This window comes from Clavibacter capsici, from assembly GCF_001280205.1.
GTDB lineage: Bacteria > Actinomycetota > Actinomycetes > Actinomycetales > Microbacteriaceae > Clavibacter > Clavibacter capsici.
This window is the reverse complement of record NZ_CP012573.1, coordinates 2,285,603-2,301,714: the sequence shown is the minus strand read 5'-3', so window position 1 is coordinate 2,301,714 and position 16,112 is coordinate 2,285,603. Positions and strand designations below refer to the sequence as shown.

Sequence of the window (16,112 nt, the reverse complement as noted above, 5' to 3'; positions counted from 1 at the left end):
GGGCGATGCCCGACCTCGCGACCGACCGCCTCCTGCTCCGCCGCTTCACGGGCGCCGACGCGCCCTTCCTGCTCGACCTGCACTCCCGGCCCGAGGTGATGCGCTGGATCGGCTCGGGGGAGGTGCAGACGGACCCCGCGCACGCCGCCTCCCGTGCCGCCCGCTACGCCGCCCTCGACCACCCGGTGCGCGGGATCTGGGCGATCGAGGACCGCGACGGCGGCGCGCTCCTCGGCACGCTCCTCCTGAAGGACCTGCCCGCGTCGGCCGCGCCCCTGTCCGCCGACGACCCCGCCCCGCGCGACGCGCCGGAGGAGGGCGAGACGGAGATCGCCTGGCACCTGCACCCCGACGCGTGGGGCCGCGGTGTCGCGACCGAGGCCGCCACGCGGGTGCTCGCGCACGCGGCAGAGGGCGGGCTGCGCCGCGTGCTCGCGGTGACGGACCCGGCGAACGCGCCGTCGCAGGCGGTGTGCCGGAGGATCGGCATGCGCCCGCTCGGCCGGACCCGCGCCTACTACGACGAGGAGTGCGCGCTCTTCCGGGTCGACCTGCCCTAGCGCGCGGGGCTCAGTCCTCGCGCTCGCGGGCCCTCCGGGTCTCCCGGTCGTTCGCCTTCCGGATCCCCTCGACCAGCTCGTCCTTCGTCATGCGGCTGCGACCGCGCACGTCGAGGCGCCGCGCGACCTCCATGAGGTGCGCCTTCGAGGCGTTCGCGTCCACGCCGCCGGCCGTGCCCGCTCCGCGCTCCTCGGCGCCCGCGTCGGACGGTCCCTTCTCGTCCTTCGGCTCCCAGTGGTCGCCGACCTTCTCGAAGCCGTGCTTGAGCGCGGCGTAGGCGGTGCGCTCGGCGCGCTCGCCGGATCCGTACTGCTCCTCGGCCGCGGCGTGCGCGGCCGACCAGGTGGCCTGCGCGTGCTCGGGGGAGCGGCGGATGGTGCTCGGCATGTCGTCCTCGGGGGCCACGGATCCTCCTCGTGCTCGGTGCGGGCGCTGTCCGCCCTCCCTCCACCCTGCCCCTCCGCCGCGGTCTCGTGGACACGGCGGGCGCGCCGCCGTCCGCCATCGCCCGCCCCATCCGCGCGGGGGATGATGGACCCATGGCCTCGCACCACCCCCGCACCCCGTCCGCCCTCCGTCGCGCCGCGCTCGCCGCGGGCGCCGCCGCGCTCGCGGTCGGGGGCGCGCTCATCCCGGCGGGTCCGGCGTCCGCGCACGACCGGCTCGTGGGATCCACCCCCGCGGCCGACGCCACCGTCACGGCCGAGCCCGGCACGGTCGCGCTCGACTTCAGCGAGGACCTCCTCGCGCTCGACGACCAGGCCTCCGGCTTCGCGATCCAGGTGGTCAACTCCACCGACGGCTCCTTCCACCAGGACGGCTGCGTCACGGTCGACGGATCCACCGCCACGAGCCGCGTCGCGCTCGGCACCGCGGGCACCTACCAGGTCACCTGGCGCGCGGTCTCGAGCGACAGCCACCCCATCGACGGCACCTACTCCTTCACCTACGCGCCCGCGGGCGACACGGTCGGCACGCCCGCGATCCTCGAGGCCCCGGCCTGCGGCGACGCCTGGGCGGGCAGCGCGCCCACCGCGACGCCCGAGCCGGAGGGCACCATGACCACGCAGGGCGCCGAGTCCGCGGCGCCTGCGCCGACCGCGGACGCGCAGTCCGGCGAGTCCGTCCCGCTGGCCGACGCGGCCGAGACGACTCCCGTGTGGGTGTTCGTGCTCATCGGCTTCGCGATCCTCGCGGCGGCCGTCGTCGTGGTGCTCGGCGTCGTGCGCCGATCGTCGCGCCGGTTCCCCGGCGAGGACGGCCGCAGCGTCGGCGGGCCGACCGACGGGGCCGACGACCCGCGCTAGGTCGGACCGGCGCCCGGGCGGCCTCGCGTCAGCCGTCACCGAGCGCGCGGCGGAGGGCCGTGAGGTCGTCCCCGTCGAGCGTGCCGGCGAAGCGCAGCAGCGCGGCCTCGCGGTCCTTCGTGGCCGCGAGCGCGCCCGACATGAGCGAGGCGGCGTGGTCGGTGCGGGAGCGCGCGGGCGCGAACGTGAGCGCGCGCGCCTCGTCGGAGCGCACCACGAGGCCCTTCTGGCCGAGCCGGTCGAGCACCGTGAGCACGGTCGTGAGCGCGGGCCGCGGATCCGGGATGCGGGCGACGACGTCCTTGCCCGTCACGGGCTCGTCGGCGTCCCAGAGGACGTCCATGATGGCGGCCTCGAGCTCGCCGCGGGGTCGCTGGCGTCCGATCGGCACGGCGGCTCCCCTCGGGTCGGGCGGTGGGAATGAGAGGACGATCCTACCGCCGCCCGGGCCCCGGCCGGCCGCCGCGGTCAGGCGCCGTCCCGTCGGATCGGGCACGATGGGGTGCATGACCGATTCACAGGACCGAGAGCCCACCCCCCTCGAGCAGGCCATCGCGCGCGGCCAGGCCGGCGAGTCCGACATGACCGCCGTCCTCACCGAGTTCATCAACACCGTGGTCGTCGTGCCGACCGCCACGCCCCTGACCCCCGAGACCGACCAGCTCCAGCCGGTCCTCTTCGACCGCGAGGGCGTGCCCATGCTGGCCGCGTTCACGCACGAGGATCGCATCGACGAGAAGGTGACGAGCGTCGCCGACCACGTCGCCACGATCCCCGCCGCCGAGCTCGTGCAGGCCATCCCCGAGGGCACCGGCCTCGTCATCAACGTCGGCACCACGGACGGCTTCGAGATGATGCCCGAGGGCGTCGCGCAGCTCGCCGACGACGTGCGCCGCGTCATCGACCAGGACGGCGACGCCCCGCAGGCGCCGGCCGCGCCGTCGCCCGACGCCGTCTGACCCGACGCACCGACCACCCGACGCCGTCGCATCCGAGGAGGATGCGGCGGCGTCGTCGCGTCCCGCCGGATCGTGCGTCCGCCCGATCCCGGATCGTCATGCGCCCGAAACGTGCCGCTCGATATGCTGATCCACGTAGCACGGCCGCGCACGCATCGCGGGAGAGCTCCTCCGGGAGCACCGAAGGAGCAAGCCTCCCCGCCAATCTCTCAGGTCCACGTACCGCGATGCACTGGCCACTCTGAAAAGCAGCCGCCTCGCGCGGCTCGCCCACGGTGAAAGCACCGTCCCCGGACGGCGCGAAGCTCTCAGGCCCATGACAGAGGGGGAGTCCCGCATCCGGCGTCCGCGCCGGCCACGACCGGAGGACTCCATGCCCGACGCACCCGCCGACGCCGCCCAGGCGCCGCCCCGCCGCTCCCCGCTGCACGCCGTGCACGAGGCGGCCGGGGCCTCCTTCACCGACTTCGCCGGCTGGCTCATGCCCGTCCGCTACACGAGCGACCTCGCCGAGCACCGCGCCGTGCGCGAGGCCGCGGGCATCTTCGACATCTCGCACATGGCGGAGATCGAGGTCACCGGATCCGGTGCCGCCGCGTTCCTCGACGCCACGCTCGCCGGCCGCCTCTCCGCGCTCGTGGAGGGCCAGGCGAAGTACACGCTCCTGCTGGACGTCTCGGGCGGCATCGTCGACGACCTCATCGTCTACCGCACGGGCCCCGAGGCCTTCCTCGTGGTCGCGAACGCGGGCAACCGGCACCCCGTCGTCGAGGTGCTCACGGCCGAGGCCGCGGGCGTCGCCGACCTCGCGGTGCGCGACGCGAGCGACGAGGTCTCCCTCATCGCCGTGCAGGGCCCCGTCTCCCGCGCGGTCCTCGAGGCCACCGCCGGCCTCGCGCCCGCGGCGCCCCTCGCCGACCTCCGCTACTACCGGGCGACCGCGGCGACCTTCGACGGCGCCGAGCTGCTGATCGCCCGCACCGGGTACACGGGCGAGGACGGCTACGAGCTCTACATCGCCGCCGACCGCGCGCTCGCGCTGTGGGAGGCGCTCGTCGCCGCCGGCACCCCGCTCGGCCTCGTGCCCGCGGGCCTCGCCAGTCGCGACACGCTCCGCCTCGAGGCGGGCATGCCGCTCTACGGCCACGAGCTCGGCCTCCACACGCTGCCCGTGCAGGCCGGCCTCGGCAAGGTCGTCGCGCTCGCCGAGGAGGGCGACTTCCGCGGTCGCGCGGCCGTCGAGAAGGGGCCGGATCCCGTCGCCCGCGTGCTCGTCGGCCTCGTCACCGAGGGCCGCCGCGCGCCCCGCGCCGACTACGCCGTCTACGAGGAGCAGTCCGCGGGCGACCCCGCCGCCGCCCTCGAGGCCGTGATGGAGGCGACCGAGGGCGCCGTCGCGCCCGTCGGCATCGTCACGAGCGGGGCCCTGTCGCCCACACTCGGCCACCCCGTCGCCATGGCGTACGTGGATCCCGCGCTCGCCGCCCCCGGCACGCGCCTCGCCGTCGACGTCCGCGGCACGCGCGTGCCCGCGACCGTCGTGACCCTCCCCTTCTACTCGCGAAAGGCCATCCGATGACCGACCAGACCAGCCTCCAGTACACCGCCGAGCACGAGTGGGTGCAGGTCGACGGCGACGTCGCGACCGTCGGCATCACGGCCTACGCCGCCGACAAGCTCGGCGACGTCGTCTTCGTCGAGCTGCCCGCCGTGGGCGACGAGCTCTCGGGCGGCGAGGTCGTCGGCGAGATCGAGTCGACCAAGTCCGTCGGCGAGCTCTTCGCGCCCATCGACGGCACGGTCACCGAGGTCAACGAGGAGGTCGTCGCGTCGCCCGACCTCGTGAACAGCGACCCGTTCGGATCCGGCTGGCTCGTGAAGGTGCGCTTCGAGGCGCTCCCCGCGCTCCTCAGCCACGACGAGTACGTCGCGCTGGTGGGCGAGTGACCGCCGTCGACGCCGGCACGCGCCCGGCCACCCCGGCCCCCGCCGCCGCGCCCGACATCGCGGAGGAGTCCTCCGCGTTCGCGCCCGGCGCGTTCGGCGCCCGCCACATCGGCATCGACTCCGAGGCCCGCGCCACCATGCTCGGCGTCCTCGGCCACGACTCGATCCCGTCCCTCCTCGCGAAGGCCGTGCCCGAGTCGATCCAGGTCGACCGCTTCCGCACCGCGGGCGACTCCGTGCTGCCCGAGGCGGCCACCGAGCGCGACGCCCTCGCCGAGCTCCGCCGCATCGCGGGCCGCAACCGCGTGCGCACCTCGATGATCGGCCTCGGCTACCACGACACGATCACGCCCGCGGTCATCACCCGCAACGTGCTCGAGAACCCGAGCTGGTACACCGCCTACACGCCGTACCAGCCCGAGATCTCGCAGGGCCGCCTCGAGGCGCTCATCAACTTCCAGACGATGGTCGCGGAGCTCGCAGGGCTCGCGACCGCGAACGCGTCCATGCTCGACGAGGCCACGGCCGTCGTCGAGGGCATGCTGCTCGCGCGCCGCGCCTCCAAGGCCAAGACGCCCGTCTTCCTCATCGACGCCGACGCCCTGCCGCAGACGCGCGCGCTCCTCGACAGCCGCGCCGCCGCGCTCGGCATCGAGCTGGTCGCGCACGACCTCGCCACGGTGGATCCGGCCGAGCTGCCCGACGCGTTCGGCGCCTTCATCCAGTACCCCGGCGCATCCGGCCGCGTGTGGGACCCGAGCGGCGTCATCGCCCGCGTGCACGAGGCGGGCGGCCTCGCGGTCGTCGCGGCCGACCTGCTCGCCCTCACGGTCATCACGTCGCCCGGCGAGCTGGGCGCGGACATCGCGGTCGGCACCTCGCAGCGCTTCGGCGTGCCCATGGGCTTCGGCGGTCCGCACGCGGGCTACCTCGCCGTGCGCGCCGGGCTCGAGCGCCAGATGCCCGGCCGCCTCGTCGGCGTCAGCCAGGACGCGGCCGGCCACCCCGCCTACCGCCTGTCGCTGCAGACGCGCGAGCAGCACATCCGCCGCGAGAAGGCCACGAGCAACATCTGCACGGCGCAGGTGCTCCTCGCCGTGATGGCCTCGATGTACGCGGTCTACCACGGGCCGAAGGGCCTCCGCGTGATCGCGCGCCAGGCGAACCGGGGTGCCCGCCGCCTCGTCCGCTCGCTGGCGACCGTCGGCGCCGAGCCGATCCACGCCGCGTACTTCGACACCGTGCGCGTCTCCGTGCCGGGCCGCGCCGACGAGATCCTCGCGGCTGCCGCGGCGGGCGGGGTCAACCTGCTCCGCGTGGACGCCGACACCCTCGGCTTCAGCGTCGACGAGGCCACCCGCCCCGAGGACCTCGCCGCCGTCGCGCGCGCGTTCGGCGCCGAGCTCGCGGAGGACGAGGGCGCGGCAGGCGACCTCTCGTCGATCCCGTCCGGCTCGATCCGCACGAGCGAGTACCTCACGCACGCCGTGTTCTCCACGCACCGCTCCGAGACCGGCATGATGCGCTACCTCAAGCGCCTCTCCGACAAGGACTACGCGCTCGACCGCGGCATGATCCCGCTCGGCTCCTGCACCATGAAGCTCAACGCGGCCACCGAGATGGAGGCGGTGACCTGGCCCGAGTTCCAGGCCATCCACCCCTTCGCGCCCGCCGACGACGTCGCGGGCTACCTCGAGCTGGTCCTCCAGCTGGAGACCTGGCTCGCCGACGTCACGGGCTACGACACCGTGAGCCTCCAGCCGAACGCGGGCAGCCAGGGCGAGCTCGCGGGCCTCCTCGCGATCCGCGGCTACCACCTCGCGAACGGCGACACCCAGCGCACCGTGTGCCTCATCCCGCAGAGCGCGCACGGCACGAACGCGGCCAGCGCCGTGCTCGCCGGCATGCGCGTCGTGGTCGTCGCGTGCGACGAGCTCGGCAACGTCGACCTCGACGACCTGCGCGCGAAGATCGCGACGCACCGCGACGAGCTCGCCGGGCTGATGATCACCTACCCCTCCACCCACGGCGTCTACGAGCACGAGGTCGGCGCGATCTGCGCGGCCGTGCACGAGGCCGGGGGCCAGGTCTACGTCGACGGCGCGAACCTCAACGCGCTGCTCGGCTTCGCCCGCTTCGGCGACTTCGGCGGAGACGTCTCGCACCTGAACCTGCACAAGACGTTCTGCATCCCGCACGGCGGCGGCGGACCCGGCGTCGGCCCGGTCGCGGCGAAGGCGCACCTCGCGCCCTTCCTGCCCGGCCACCCGCAGGCGCAGCGCAACGTCCACGCGCTCGTGCAGGGCGGCGAGGTGTCCACGATCGAGCACGGCGGCGCCCCGGTGTCGGCCGCGCCCTACGGATCCCCGAGCATCCTCCCCATCAGCTGGGCCTACGTCCGCATGATGGGCGCCGAGGGCCTGAAGCAGGCCACGGGCGCCGCGGTGCTGTCGGCGAACTACATCGCCGCGCGCCTCCGCGACCACTACCCCGTGCTCTACGCGGGGGAGGACGGCCTCGTCGCGCACGAGTGCATCCTCGACCTGCGTCCGCTCACGGCCGCGACCGGCGTGACGGTGGACGACGTGGCCAAGCGCCTCGTCGACTACGGGTTCCACGCGCCCACGATGAGCTTCCCGGTCCCGGGCACGCTCATGGTCGAGCCGACGGAGAGCGAGGACCTCGCCGAGGTCGAGCGCTTCATCGCGGCGATGATCGGGATCAAGCAGGAGGCCGACTCGGTCGCCGCGGGCGAGTGGCCGGCCGACGACAACCCGCTGCGGAACGCGCCGCACACCGCCGAGTCCGTCATCGCGGGGGAGTGGACGCACGCGTACACGCGCGAGCGCGCCGTGTACCCGGTGTCGACACTGGTGCGGGACAAGTACTGGCCGCCGGTGCGCCGCATCGACCAGGCGTACGGCGACCGCAACCTGTTCTGCGCCTGCCCGCCGCCGGAGGCCTTCGCCTGATCGGCGGCGCTGCCGGGCGCCGCACCGCACCACCGCCGAGGGCGGCGGGACCCACCGGTCCCGCCGCCCTCGGCGCGTCCGGCAGGCCCGGATCCCGCCACCGGCCGCGTTCACGTGACGTTCACCCGTCCGCGGTCATAGCGTCGATGCGCGCTGCCTATGGTGGACGCTGCGTCCACAGGATCCCGACGCGGATCCCCCGAACCGGGCGCGGAGACGAGCTTCCCGAGTGAGCACCCCCGGCCGGACCATCGTGTTCGACTTCGACGGCACCGTCTCCCTCGGCGACGGCCCGGTGCTCCGCTACGCCCACCACGTCTCCGAGACCCTGGCGGGCGAGGCGCGCATCCGGTTCGCGTCCGCCCTCGCCGCAGGCCTCCCGCAGGTGGGCCGCGCGTCCGGGGCGGTCGACGGCTACGCGCTCGTGCAGGGCCTCGCCGCCGACCACGGCGTGCCCGCGCGGCTCCTGTCCGCCGCCTTCCTCGCCAGCCGCGCCGAGCTCGGCGGCCCGCACGCGCCCGTGCTCGCGCCCGCCGGGCTCGCCGCGTTCCTCCAGGGCCTCCCCGGGCGGGTCCGCCGGGTCCTCGTCACCAACTCGCCCGACGTCCGGATCCCGGAGGCGCTCGCCGCGCTCGGCCTCGACGGCGCGTTCGACGAGGTCGTCACGGGCGCGGGCAAGCCGGCCGGGATGCCCGCGGTCCTCGACCGCGTCGACCCCGGCCCCGGCGCCGGCCCCGCGGCCGCCCGGCTCCTCAGCGTCGGCGACCTCTGGGTCAACGACCTCGAGCCCGCGCACGCCCTCGGCTTCAGCACCGCGCTCGTCGGCCCCGGCGCCGCGGACGACGCCCGGCCCACCTTCCGCGCCCCCTCCGTCGCCGACCTCTACGACGACATCGACGCCTGGCTCGCCGGCGCCGCCACCGACCCCTCCTCTCCTCCCTCCGCTCCCACCGCAGCTCCCCACGGAAAGCAGATGCACGCATGAAGAAGCCCGCCCTCCCGCTCCTCGTCCTCGGGGCCGTCACCGCCCTCGCGCTCACCGGCTGCTCCGCCGGATCGGGGTCGGACGCGTCCGGCACGCCCGCCGCGTCCGCGGATCCCGCCTCCCTCAGGCTCGCACTCGTGCCGTCGCAGGACCAGGACGGCCTGGTCGAGACCGCCGCGCCGCTCACCGACATGCTCACGAAGGCCCTCGGCATCCCGGTCACCGGGGTGGTGGCGAAGGACTACCAGGCCGCGGTGGAGGCGATGGGCGCCGACCAGGCGCAGATCGGCTTCCTGCCCTCCCTCCAGCTCTGGCAGGCGAGCGACATGTACGGCGCCGACGTCGTGCTGCAGACCGAGCGCAACGGGAACATCACGTACCCCGCGCAGTTCATGACGAACGACCCCGACAAGTACTGCGACGACACCCCCGTCGAGCGCGACGGCATGCTGTTCTGCAACGGCGCCGACGCGCTCACGGGCCCCCAGGGCCTGGACTCCATCACCAAGGCGAAGGGCGCGAAGGTCGCGGTCCTCGGCCCGGGCTCGCCCGCCGGCTACATCTACCCGATGCTCGCGCTCAAGGACGCCGGGCTCGACATCGACTCCGACATCCAGCGGATCCCCGTCACGGCCAACGACGCCTCGGTGCTCGCGGTCTACAACGGCGACGCCGAGGTCGGCTTCAGCTTCTGGGACGCCCGCACCATCGTGAAGAAGGACAAGCCCGACGTGGGGCAGAAGGTCGTCGTCTTCGCGATGACGGACGAGATCCCCAACGACGGCGTCGCGGTCTCCGGCTCGCTCTCGCCCGAGCTGCGCGCGAAGATCACCACGGCGCTCGCCGACTACTCCGCCACGCCCGAGGGATCCGCCGCCCTCACGGCCGTCTACTCGATCACGAAGCTCGCGCCCGCGGACCCGTCGTCGCTCGACGTCGTCGCCCGCGCCGCCGAGTCGCTCGGTCTGCGGTAGCGCGTGCCCGCCACCCGCCCCCTCGCGGAGGCCGCCGCGCTCGCGCCGGCCTCCGCGCCGTGGGCCGTGCGCCTGGCCGGCGTCACGGTCCGCTACCCCAACGGCGTCGTCGCCCTCAAGGACGTCTCGCTCGACATCGCCGGCGGCGAGATGGTCTCCATCGTCGGCCTGTCCGGATCCGGCAAGTCGAGCCTCATCCGCACGATCAACGGCCTCGTCCCCGTCTCCTCCGGCGAGGTGGAGGTCGGCGGCACGCGCGTCGACGGCCTCGCGGGCCGGCGCCTGCGCGCCCTCCGCGGCGACGTCGGCATGATCTTCCAGGGCTTCAACCTGGCGAAGCGCGCGAGCGTGCTGGACAACGTCCTCGTGGGGCGGCTCGCGCACACGCCCGGCTGGCGGACCTTCCTCGGGCTGCACACCGCGGCCGACCGGGAGATCGCGTTCCAGGCGCTCGACAGCGTCGGGATCCTCGCCAAGGTCTGGGACCGCGCGTCCACCCTCTCGGGCGGCCAACAGCAGCGCGTCGCGATCGCGCGGGCGCTGGCGCAGCGACCCCGCCTCGTCCTCGCCGACGAGCCGGTCGCGAGCCTCGACCCGCCGACCGCGCACGGCGTCATGGGCGACCTCCGCCGCATCAACCGCGAGCTCGGGATCACCGTGCTCACGAACCTGCACCTGCTCGACCTCGCGCGCGGCTACGGCGACCGCATGATCGGGCTCCGCGCCGGCGAGGTCGTCTACGACGGGCCCGCCGCGACCGCGGGCGACGACGTCTTCGAGGCGATCTACGGCCGGTCCATCCTGTCCGAGGACACCCTCGGATGAGCGTCCGGGAGCTGCCGCCGCGGCCGGCGGGACGCTGGAAGCCGTGGGTCGCGCTCGCCGTGGTGCTCGCGATCACGGCGGTCGCGCTGAGCCCGCAGCTCGGCGTCGCGTTCGGCTTCGACGCCATCGCGCGCAACTGGCGCAACGGCGCCGACAAGCTGGTGCGGCTGGTCCAGCCCGACTGGGCGTTCTTCCCGCGCACGGTCGCGCCGATGCTCGAGACGCTCGCCATGGCCGTCATCGCCACGGTCGCGGGCTCGGCGATCGCGCTGCCGCTCAGCCTCTGGGCGGCCCGGCTGACGAACCCGCATCCCGTGAGCCGGGGGATCCTCCGCGCGGCGCTCAACGTGGTGCGCGCCGTGCCCGAGCTCCTGTACGCCTCCCTGCTCGTGGCGATGGTGGGCGTCGGCGCGCTGCCCGGCATCATCGCGCTCGTCCTCTTCAACGTCGGGATCATCGTGAAGCTCGTCTCGGAGGCCATCGAGTCGAACGACGCCGGGCCCCTGGAGGCCGGGCGCGCGGCGGGCGGCACGCGCATGCAGGTCGACCGGGCCGTCGCGCTCCCGGACGTGATCCCCGGCTTCGTCGGCCAGGCGCTCTACGTGCTGGAGCTCAACGTCCGCGCGTCCACCGTCCTCGGCCTCGTGGGCGCCGGCGGCATCGGCCTCCTCATCGACGCCGTGCGCACCTTCTACCGCTACGACCAGCTCGCGCTGATCGTGCTCGAGATCCTCGTGATCGTCATCGTGATCGACCTCGTCTCGAACGAGATCAGGAAGAGGATCGCATGACCCTCGCCGTGCCCGTCCGCCCCCGCCGCCCCGGTCGCGCGATCGCCGTCGCGGGCGTCACCGCCGTCGTGGTCGTGGCCTGCTGGTCGGCCGACATCGCCTGGGACCGCCTCGGCGACCTCCCCGCGGAGGTCGTCCGCTACCTGTGGCTCATGTTCTCGAGCCCCGACTGGTCGAAGCTGCCCGAGGCCCTGGCCCAGACGTGGACCTCGGTGCTCATGGCCTGGGTCGGCACCGTCCTCGGCATCGTCGTCTCGGTCCCGCTGGCGTTCGTCGCGGCCCGCGGGTTCGCGCCGGCCGCGGTGCGCTGGCCGCTGCGGATCCTGTTCTCCGCCATCCGCGCGGTGCCGGAGATCATCACGGCGATCGTGATCCTGTCGGTCACCGGCCTCACGCCGCTCACCGGCGCGCTCGCCCTCGCCGTCTCGAGCATCGGCACGCTCGGCAAGTGGGGCTACGAGTCCGTCGAGGGCGTGGACCGCGGCCCGCTCGAGGCGGTGCGCGCGGCCGGCGGCGGCGCCTGGTCGCTCATCCGCTGGGGCGTGTGGCCGCAGGCGAGCGGCGAGTTCCTCTCCTTCTGGCTGTACCGGTTCGAGATCAACGTGCGCGCCTCGGCGGTCCTCGGCCTCATCGGCGTCGGCGGGATCGGCGACATGCTCACCTCCTACACTCAGTACCGGGAGTGGCCCACGGTCGGCGTGCTCCTCATCGTGGTGGTCGCCGTCACCATGTCGATCGACGCGATCTCCGGAGCCATCCGCCGCCGGATCACCGAGGGGGCGAGGGTCCGTGCAGTGGAGTGACGACGTCGGGCCCACCACGCGCATCGCCACCGTGGTCAACGCCCTGCAGCCGAGCGAGCGCCGCGTGGTCGAGCTGATCCTCGACGACACCGAGGGCGTGGTGGAGATCACCGCCCAGGAGCTCGCCGACCGCGCGGGCGTCGCCCGGTCCACCGTGGTGCGCTCCTGCCAGAGCCTCGGCTACCGCGGGTACCCGCAGCTGCGCGTCGCCCTCACCCGCGAGCTCGCGCGGAGCTCGGCCCGCGCGTCGAGCGCCGCGGGGGACGACGGCCACGGCCCGAGCGCCCTGGGCCGGATCCGCTCCGACCTCGACGCGCTCGCCGCCGCCCTCCCGCGGATCGCGAGCGTGCTCTCGGAGGAGGAGGTGGAGGCCGTCGTGGCGCGCGTGGTCGCCGCCCGCCGGCTCGTGATCGTCGCGAGCGGCCTGTCGTCGCCGCTCGCCCTCGACCTCTCGCTGCGCCTCACCGCCGTCGGCCGGCCGGCGGAGCACGTGGCCGATCCCATCGGCCAGCAGATCGCCGTCAGCCGCCTGGGCGCGGACGACCTGGTGCTCGTCATCAGCGGCAGCGGCGCCAACGAGCTGAGCCTCCGGGCGGCGCGCTCCGCCCGGTCGGCGGGCGCGGGGATCGTCGTGGTCACCTCCTTCGCGACCTCGCCCATCGGGGCGCTCGCCGACGTCGCCCTCGTCGTGGCGCCGGCGAAGGCGGGCTTCCGCCACGAGGTCGAGCACACCTCGCGCATCCCGCACGTCATCGTGCTGGAGTCCCTCGTCGAGATCGTCGCCGACCGCCTCGGCGCGACGGCGTCGGACACCCGCGCGGGCGTCCTCGCGATCCTCAGCGACGCCCTCAGCGACTGACCGCCCACCCGGGCGCCGCCGCCGCGGCGCCCGGGGCGGGGATCAGTGCTCGGTCGCCTTCTCCGCGCCGTGCCCGGTGAGCGACCTGACGTCCATCTCGGCCGCGACCAGCGGGTCCTCCCTGCGCGTGGACGTGACCGTCCCGATCCAGCCCAGCAGGAAGCCGACGGGGATCGACACGATGCCGGGGTTGCTCAGCGGGAACCACGAGAAGTCGGCCCCCGGGATCATCGACGTCTCCGCGCCCGACACCACGGGCGAGAACGCGATCAGCACGAGCGCCGTCCCGAGGCCGCCGTACATGCTGAGCACCGCGCCGCGCGTGGAGAACCGCCGCCAGTAGAGGGAGTACAGGATCGTCGGCAGGTTCGCGCTCGCGGCCACCGCGAACGCGAGCGCCACGAGGAACGCCACGTTCTGCCCGTTCGCGCCGATGCCCGCGATGATCGAGACGATCCCGATCACGACCACCGTGATCCGCGCGACCCGCACCTCGCCGTTCGCCGACACCTGCCCCTTCTTGATGACGCTGCCGTACACGTCGTGCGCGAAGGACGCCGCCGCCGTGATGGTGAGCCCGGCGACCACCGCCAGGATCGTCGCGAACGCGACCGCCGCGATGATCCCGAGCAGGATCGGCCCGCCGAGCTCGAGCGCCAGCAGGGGAGCGGCCGAGTTGACGCCGCCGGGGGCCGCGAGGATCCGCTCGCTCCCGAGCAGCGCGCCCGCGCCGTACCCGAGCACCAGGGTGAAGAGGTAGAAGACGCCGATGAGCCAGATCGCCCAGACGACGCTGCGCCGGGCCTCCTTCGCGGTCGGCACCGTGTAGAAGCGCATGAGCACGTGGGGGAGGCCCGCCGTGCCGAGCACCAGCGCGAGCGCGAGCGACAGGAAGTCGAGCTTCGTGATCCCCGTGGCCCCGTACTGGTTGCCCGGCTCGAGCACGGGCTTGTCGGATGCCGCCGCGGCCGCGCCCAGCAGCTCGGAGACGTCGAACCCGTGGATCGCGAGCACCCAGACGGTCATCACGGCGGCGCCGGCGATGAGCAGGCACGCCTTGATGATCTGCACCCAGGTCGTGCCCTTCATGCCGCCGACGAGCACGTAGACGATCATGAGCGCGCCGACCACGGCGATCACGAGCGACTGCCCGAGCCGGTCGTCGATCCCGAGCAGCAGCGAGACGAGCCCGCCCGCGCCGGCCATCTGCGCGAGCAGGTAGAAGAAGCAGACCGCGAGCGTCGTGGTCGCCGCTGCCAGCCGCACCGGCCGCTGCCTCAGCCGGAAGCTCAGCACGTCGGCCATCGTGAACTTGCCCGTGTTGCGCATGAGCTCGGCCACCAGCAGCAGGGCCACGAGCCACGCGACGAGGAAGCCGATCGAGTAGAGGAACCCGTCGTACCCGTTGATGGCGATGGCGCCCACGATGCCGAGGAACGACGCCGCCGAGAGGTAGTCGCCCGCGATGGCGGTGCCGTTCTGCGGCCCGGTGAAGGAGCGTCCGGCCGCGTAGTAGTCCGCGGCCGTCGAGTTGTTCCGGCTGGCGCGGAACACGATCACGAGGGTGATGACCACGAACGCCCCGAAGATCGAGATGTTGAGGACGGGGTCGCCCGTGTCGGTCGTCGGCGTCGTCGCCATCACGGCGGCGGTCGCGGCGCTCACCGCCGGCCGCCCTTCCGGCGCCCGGGCGGGTTGGATCCGCGCGGCCCCTCGAGCGCGACCCGCTCCCGCTCCTCCAGGTCGGCCCGGATCTCCGCGGCGACCGGATCGAAGCGCGAGTTCGCCCGGCTCACGTACCAGGTGGTGATGGCGAACGTCGTCACGAACTGCCCGAGCCCGAGCAGGATCCCGAGGTTCACGTTCCCGATGACGGGCGTGGACATGAACTCGTGCGCGTAGTCCGACAGCAGCACGAACGCGAAGTACCAGACGAGGAACGCGACGGCGAGCGGGAAGACGAAGCCGCGGTGCGCGCGCTTCAGCTCCCGGAACCGGGCGGAGTCCTCGACCTCCAGGTAGTCGACGGCCGGCCGGGGGTCCCCGGTCGGATGAGCGGCGTCGCCCATGGGATCTCCTCGGGATGAGGCCGCACCTCGTCGTGCGGCGTTCCCAGGTTAGGCACAGGTGCGCCGGATGCGCCAGGGTCGCGCCCCCGCTCCTGCCCGGATGCCGGTCAGCCGAACAGCCCCGGCATCAGGGCGAGCGCGACCGGGTAGCCCACGAAGCTGACGACGTCGAGGATCAGGTGGGCCACCACGAGCGGCGCCGTGCGGCCGTACCGCACGTAGCACCAGCCGAACACGACCCCCATCGCGACGTTCCCGAGGAAGGGCCCGTAGCCCTGGTACAGGTGGTAGCTCCCGCGCAGGACCGCGGCCGCGAGGATCACGGTCCAGGCACCGAGTCGACCGCGCCCCCAGCCCAGCTCGCGCAGCCGGGTGAACAGGTACCCGACGACGATCACCTCCTCCTGCAGCGCTGCGCGGAGGGCGACGAGCACGAGCACCGGCACGGTCCACCAGTACGAGTCGAGGGCGGTGGGCACCACGTCGACCGTGATCCCGAGGGCACGGCCCGCGAGGTACAGGCAGAGGCCCGGCACCCCGATCAGCGCGGCCAGCCCGAGGCCGGCGGCGACGTCCCGTCCCGGGCGCCGGAGGTCGAGCCCGATCCGGCGGAAGGCGCTCCGCCCCGGCTGCCACAGCAGGAAGAGCACGAGGGCGACGGGCACGAGCGCGGTCGCGACGTCGAGCAGCTGGTACAGGAGGTCGAAGACCTGCCGGTCGTTCAGGCTCCGGTTGATGGTGGCGCTCTGCGAGCCGAGCGACTCCGACCGCGTCGAGAGGTCCACGATGCGCAGCACCGAGTACACGGCGCTCGCGCCCAGGGAGAGTCCGAGCACGATCGCGATCTCGATCCGCAGTCGTCTCCGGACGGCTCGCCGGAGCGGCATCCGGGGAACGTGGTGGATGGCGGGAGCGTCGGGCACGGGCCGATCCTAGGCGCGCGGTCCTGCCGAGCCGCCCGGCGTCCGGACGTGGCCGGTGAGGCTCCTGACGACGCGATCCGTCGTGGAGGGCGCCGGGAACGCGCGATCCCGCCCGTCCTGGCGCACGGATCCCGACC

General features: G+C 74.1%; 17 protein-coding genes and 2 riboswitches. Of the genes, 12 read left to right on the top strand and 5 right to left on the bottom strand.

Going from position 1 to position 16,112, the window contains the following annotated elements; all coding sequences use genetic code 11:
• The first annotated feature begins 5 nt into the window (after positions 1-5).
• Positions 6-560, top strand: coding sequence for a GNAT family N-acetyltransferase (locus AES38_RS10745; protein ID WP_053774970.1), 555 nt, complete (start codon positions 6-8; stop codon positions 558-560).
• Positions 561-570: 10 nt separating this feature from the next.
• Here the strand turns inward: AES38_RS10745 and AES38_RS10740 are convergent, their stop codons facing one another.
• Positions 571-966 carry a ChaB family protein gene (locus tag AES38_RS10740; RefSeq protein WP_081001884.1) on the bottom strand — a complete coding sequence of 132 codons (396 nt, stop codon included), beginning with the start codon at positions 964-966 and terminating at the stop codon, positions 571-573.
• Positions 967-1,100: 134 nt separating this feature from the next.
• On the opposite strand from AES38_RS10740, the gene AES38_RS10735 reads away from it, so the two are divergent.
• Complete coding sequence (locus AES38_RS10735; protein ID WP_053774969.1) at positions 1,101-1,868, top strand: copper resistance CopC family protein; 768 nt, start codon at positions 1,101-1,103, stop codon at positions 1,866-1,868.
• Positions 1,869-1,896: 28 nt separating this feature from the next.
• Here AES38_RS10735 and AES38_RS10730 read toward each other — a convergent pair whose 3' ends face one another.
• Positions 1,897-2,259 carry a BlaI/MecI/CopY family transcriptional regulator gene (locus AES38_RS10730; protein WP_043674662.1) on the bottom strand — a complete coding sequence of 121 codons (363 nt, stop codon included), beginning with the start codon at positions 2,257-2,259 and terminating at the stop codon, positions 1,897-1,899.
• A gap of 115 nt (positions 2,260-2,374) precedes the next feature.
• Here AES38_RS10730 and AES38_RS10725 point away from each other — a divergent pair, with 115 nt between their 5' ends.
• From AES38_RS10725 to AES38_RS10680, 10 genes are all read left to right on the top strand, one after another.
• Complete coding sequence (locus AES38_RS10725; RefSeq protein ID WP_053774968.1) at positions 2,375-2,827, top strand: SseB family protein; 453 nt, start codon at positions 2,375-2,377, stop codon at positions 2,825-2,827.
• A gap of 148 nt (positions 2,828-2,975) precedes the next feature.
• Positions 2,976-3,062, top strand: a riboswitch (glycine riboswitch).
• Between the two features lies 1 nt (position 3,063).
• Positions 3,064-3,157, top strand: a riboswitch (glycine riboswitch).
• 43 nt (positions 3,158-3,200) lie between these two features.
• Positions 3,201-4,406 carry a glycine cleavage system aminomethyltransferase GcvT gene (gcvT, locus tag AES38_RS10720; protein WP_053774967.1) on the top strand — a complete coding sequence of 402 codons (1,206 nt, stop codon included), beginning with the start codon at positions 3,201-3,203 and terminating at the stop codon, positions 4,404-4,406.
• On the top strand, positions 4,403-4,774 hold the full coding sequence (gcvH, locus tag AES38_RS10715; protein WP_043674671.1) for a glycine cleavage system protein GcvH: 372 nt from the start codon (positions 4,403-4,405) through the stop codon (positions 4,772-4,774). The genes gcvT and gcvH overlap by 4 nt, the downstream gene beginning before the upstream one ends.
• On the top strand, positions 4,771-7,746 hold the full coding sequence (gcvP, locus tag AES38_RS10710; protein ID WP_053774966.1) for an aminomethyl-transferring glycine dehydrogenase: 2,976 nt from the start codon (positions 4,771-4,773) through the stop codon (positions 7,744-7,746). The genes gcvH and gcvP overlap by 4 nt, the downstream gene beginning before the upstream one ends.
• A gap of 229 nt (positions 7,747-7,975) precedes the next feature.
• A complete protein-coding gene (locus tag AES38_RS10705) occupies positions 7,976-8,731 on the top strand; it encodes an HAD family hydrolase (RefSeq protein WP_053774965.1) in 756 nt (251 codons plus the stop codon).
• Positions 8,728-9,705 carry a phosphate/phosphite/phosphonate ABC transporter substrate-binding protein gene (phnD, locus tag AES38_RS10700; protein WP_053774964.1) on the top strand — a complete coding sequence of 326 codons (978 nt, stop codon included), beginning with the start codon at positions 8,728-8,730 and terminating at the stop codon, positions 9,703-9,705. Before AES38_RS10705 ends, phnD begins: the two co-directional genes overlap by 4 nt.
• Before the next feature lie 3 nt (positions 9,706-9,708).
• Complete coding sequence (gene phnC, locus AES38_RS10695; protein WP_053774963.1) at positions 9,709-10,530, top strand: phosphonate ABC transporter ATP-binding protein; 822 nt, start codon at positions 9,709-9,711, stop codon at positions 10,528-10,530.
• Positions 10,527-11,321 carry a phosphonate ABC transporter, permease protein PhnE gene (gene phnE / locus AES38_RS10690; protein ID WP_053774962.1) on the top strand — a complete coding sequence of 265 codons (795 nt, stop codon included), beginning with the start codon at positions 10,527-10,529 and terminating at the stop codon, positions 11,319-11,321. The genes phnC and phnE (AES38_RS10690) overlap by 4 nt, the downstream gene beginning before the upstream one ends.
• Positions 11,318-12,124: a phosphonate ABC transporter, permease protein PhnE gene (gene phnE / locus AES38_RS10685; RefSeq protein ID WP_053774961.1), complete on the top strand. Its 807-nt coding sequence runs from the start codon at positions 11,318-11,320 to the stop codon at positions 12,122-12,124. The genes phnE (AES38_RS10690) and phnE (AES38_RS10685) overlap by 4 nt, the downstream gene beginning before the upstream one ends.
• On the top strand, positions 12,111-12,983 hold the full coding sequence (locus AES38_RS10680; protein ID WP_053774960.1) for a MurR/RpiR family transcriptional regulator: 873 nt from the start codon (positions 12,111-12,113) through the stop codon (positions 12,981-12,983). Before phnE (AES38_RS10685) ends, AES38_RS10680 begins: the two co-directional genes overlap by 14 nt.
• 42 nt (positions 12,984-13,025) lie before the next feature.
• Here the strand turns inward: AES38_RS10680 and AES38_RS10675 are convergent, their stop codons facing one another.
• The 3 genes from AES38_RS10675 to AES38_RS10665 form a co-directional block, all read right to left on the bottom strand.
• Positions 13,026-14,624, bottom strand: coding sequence for a monocarboxylic acid transporter (locus AES38_RS10675; protein WP_053775774.1), 1,599 nt, complete (start codon positions 14,622-14,624; stop codon positions 13,026-13,028).
• A gap of 20 nt (positions 14,625-14,644) precedes the next feature.
• Positions 14,645-15,052: a DUF485 domain-containing protein gene (locus AES38_RS10670; RefSeq protein WP_053774959.1), complete on the bottom strand. Its 408-nt coding sequence runs from the start codon at positions 15,050-15,052 to the stop codon at positions 14,645-14,647.
• A 107-nt stretch (positions 15,053-15,159) separates the two neighbouring features.
• A complete protein-coding gene (locus AES38_RS10665; protein WP_371259396.1) occupies positions 15,160-15,939 on the bottom strand; it encodes a CPBP family intramembrane glutamic endopeptidase in 780 nt (259 codons plus the stop codon).
• Positions 15,940-16,112: the final 173 nt, after the last annotated feature.

What these genes read in the sequence shown, in the direction of transcription:
- AES38_RS10745 (WP_053774970.1), top strand. Translation starts at nt 6, where the DNA reads ATGCCCGACCTCGCGACCGACCGCCTCCTGCTCCGCCGCTTCACGGGC.
- AES38_RS10735 (WP_053774969.1), top strand. Translation starts at nt 1,101, where the DNA reads ATGGCCTCGCACCACCCCCGCACCCCGTCCGCCCTCCGTCGCGCCGCG.
- AES38_RS10725 (WP_053774968.1), top strand. Translation starts at nt 2,375, where the DNA reads ATGACCGATTCACAGGACCGAGAGCCCACCCCCCTCGAGCAGGCCATC.
- gcvT (WP_053774967.1), top strand. Translation starts at nt 3,201, where the DNA reads ATGCCCGACGCACCCGCCGACGCCGCCCAGGCGCCGCCCCGCCGCTCC.
- gcvH (WP_043674671.1), top strand. Translation starts at nt 4,403, where the DNA reads ATGACCGACCAGACCAGCCTCCAGTACACCGCCGAGCACGAGTGGGTG.
- phnD (WP_053774964.1), top strand. Translation starts at nt 8,728, where the DNA reads ATGAAGAAGCCCGCCCTCCCGCTCCTCGTCCTCGGGGCCGTCACCGCC.
- phnE (WP_053774962.1), top strand. Translation starts at nt 10,527, where the DNA reads ATGAGCGTCCGGGAGCTGCCGCCGCGGCCGGCGGGACGCTGGAAGCCG.
- phnE (WP_053774961.1), top strand. Translation starts at nt 11,318, where the DNA reads ATGACCCTCGCCGTGCCCGTCCGCCCCCGCCGCCCCGGTCGCGCGATC.
- AES38_RS10675 (WP_053775774.1), bottom strand. Translation starts at nt 14,624, where the DNA reads ATGGCGACGACGCCGACGACCGACACGGGCGACCCCGTCCTCAACATC.
- AES38_RS10670 (WP_053774959.1), bottom strand. Translation starts at nt 15,052, where the DNA reads ATGGGCGACGCCGCTCATCCGACCGGGGACCCCCGGCCGGCCGTCGAC.
- AES38_RS10665 (WP_371259396.1), bottom strand. Translation starts at nt 15,939, where the DNA reads ATGCCGCTCCGGCGAGCCGTCCGGAGACGACTGCGGATCGAGATCGCG.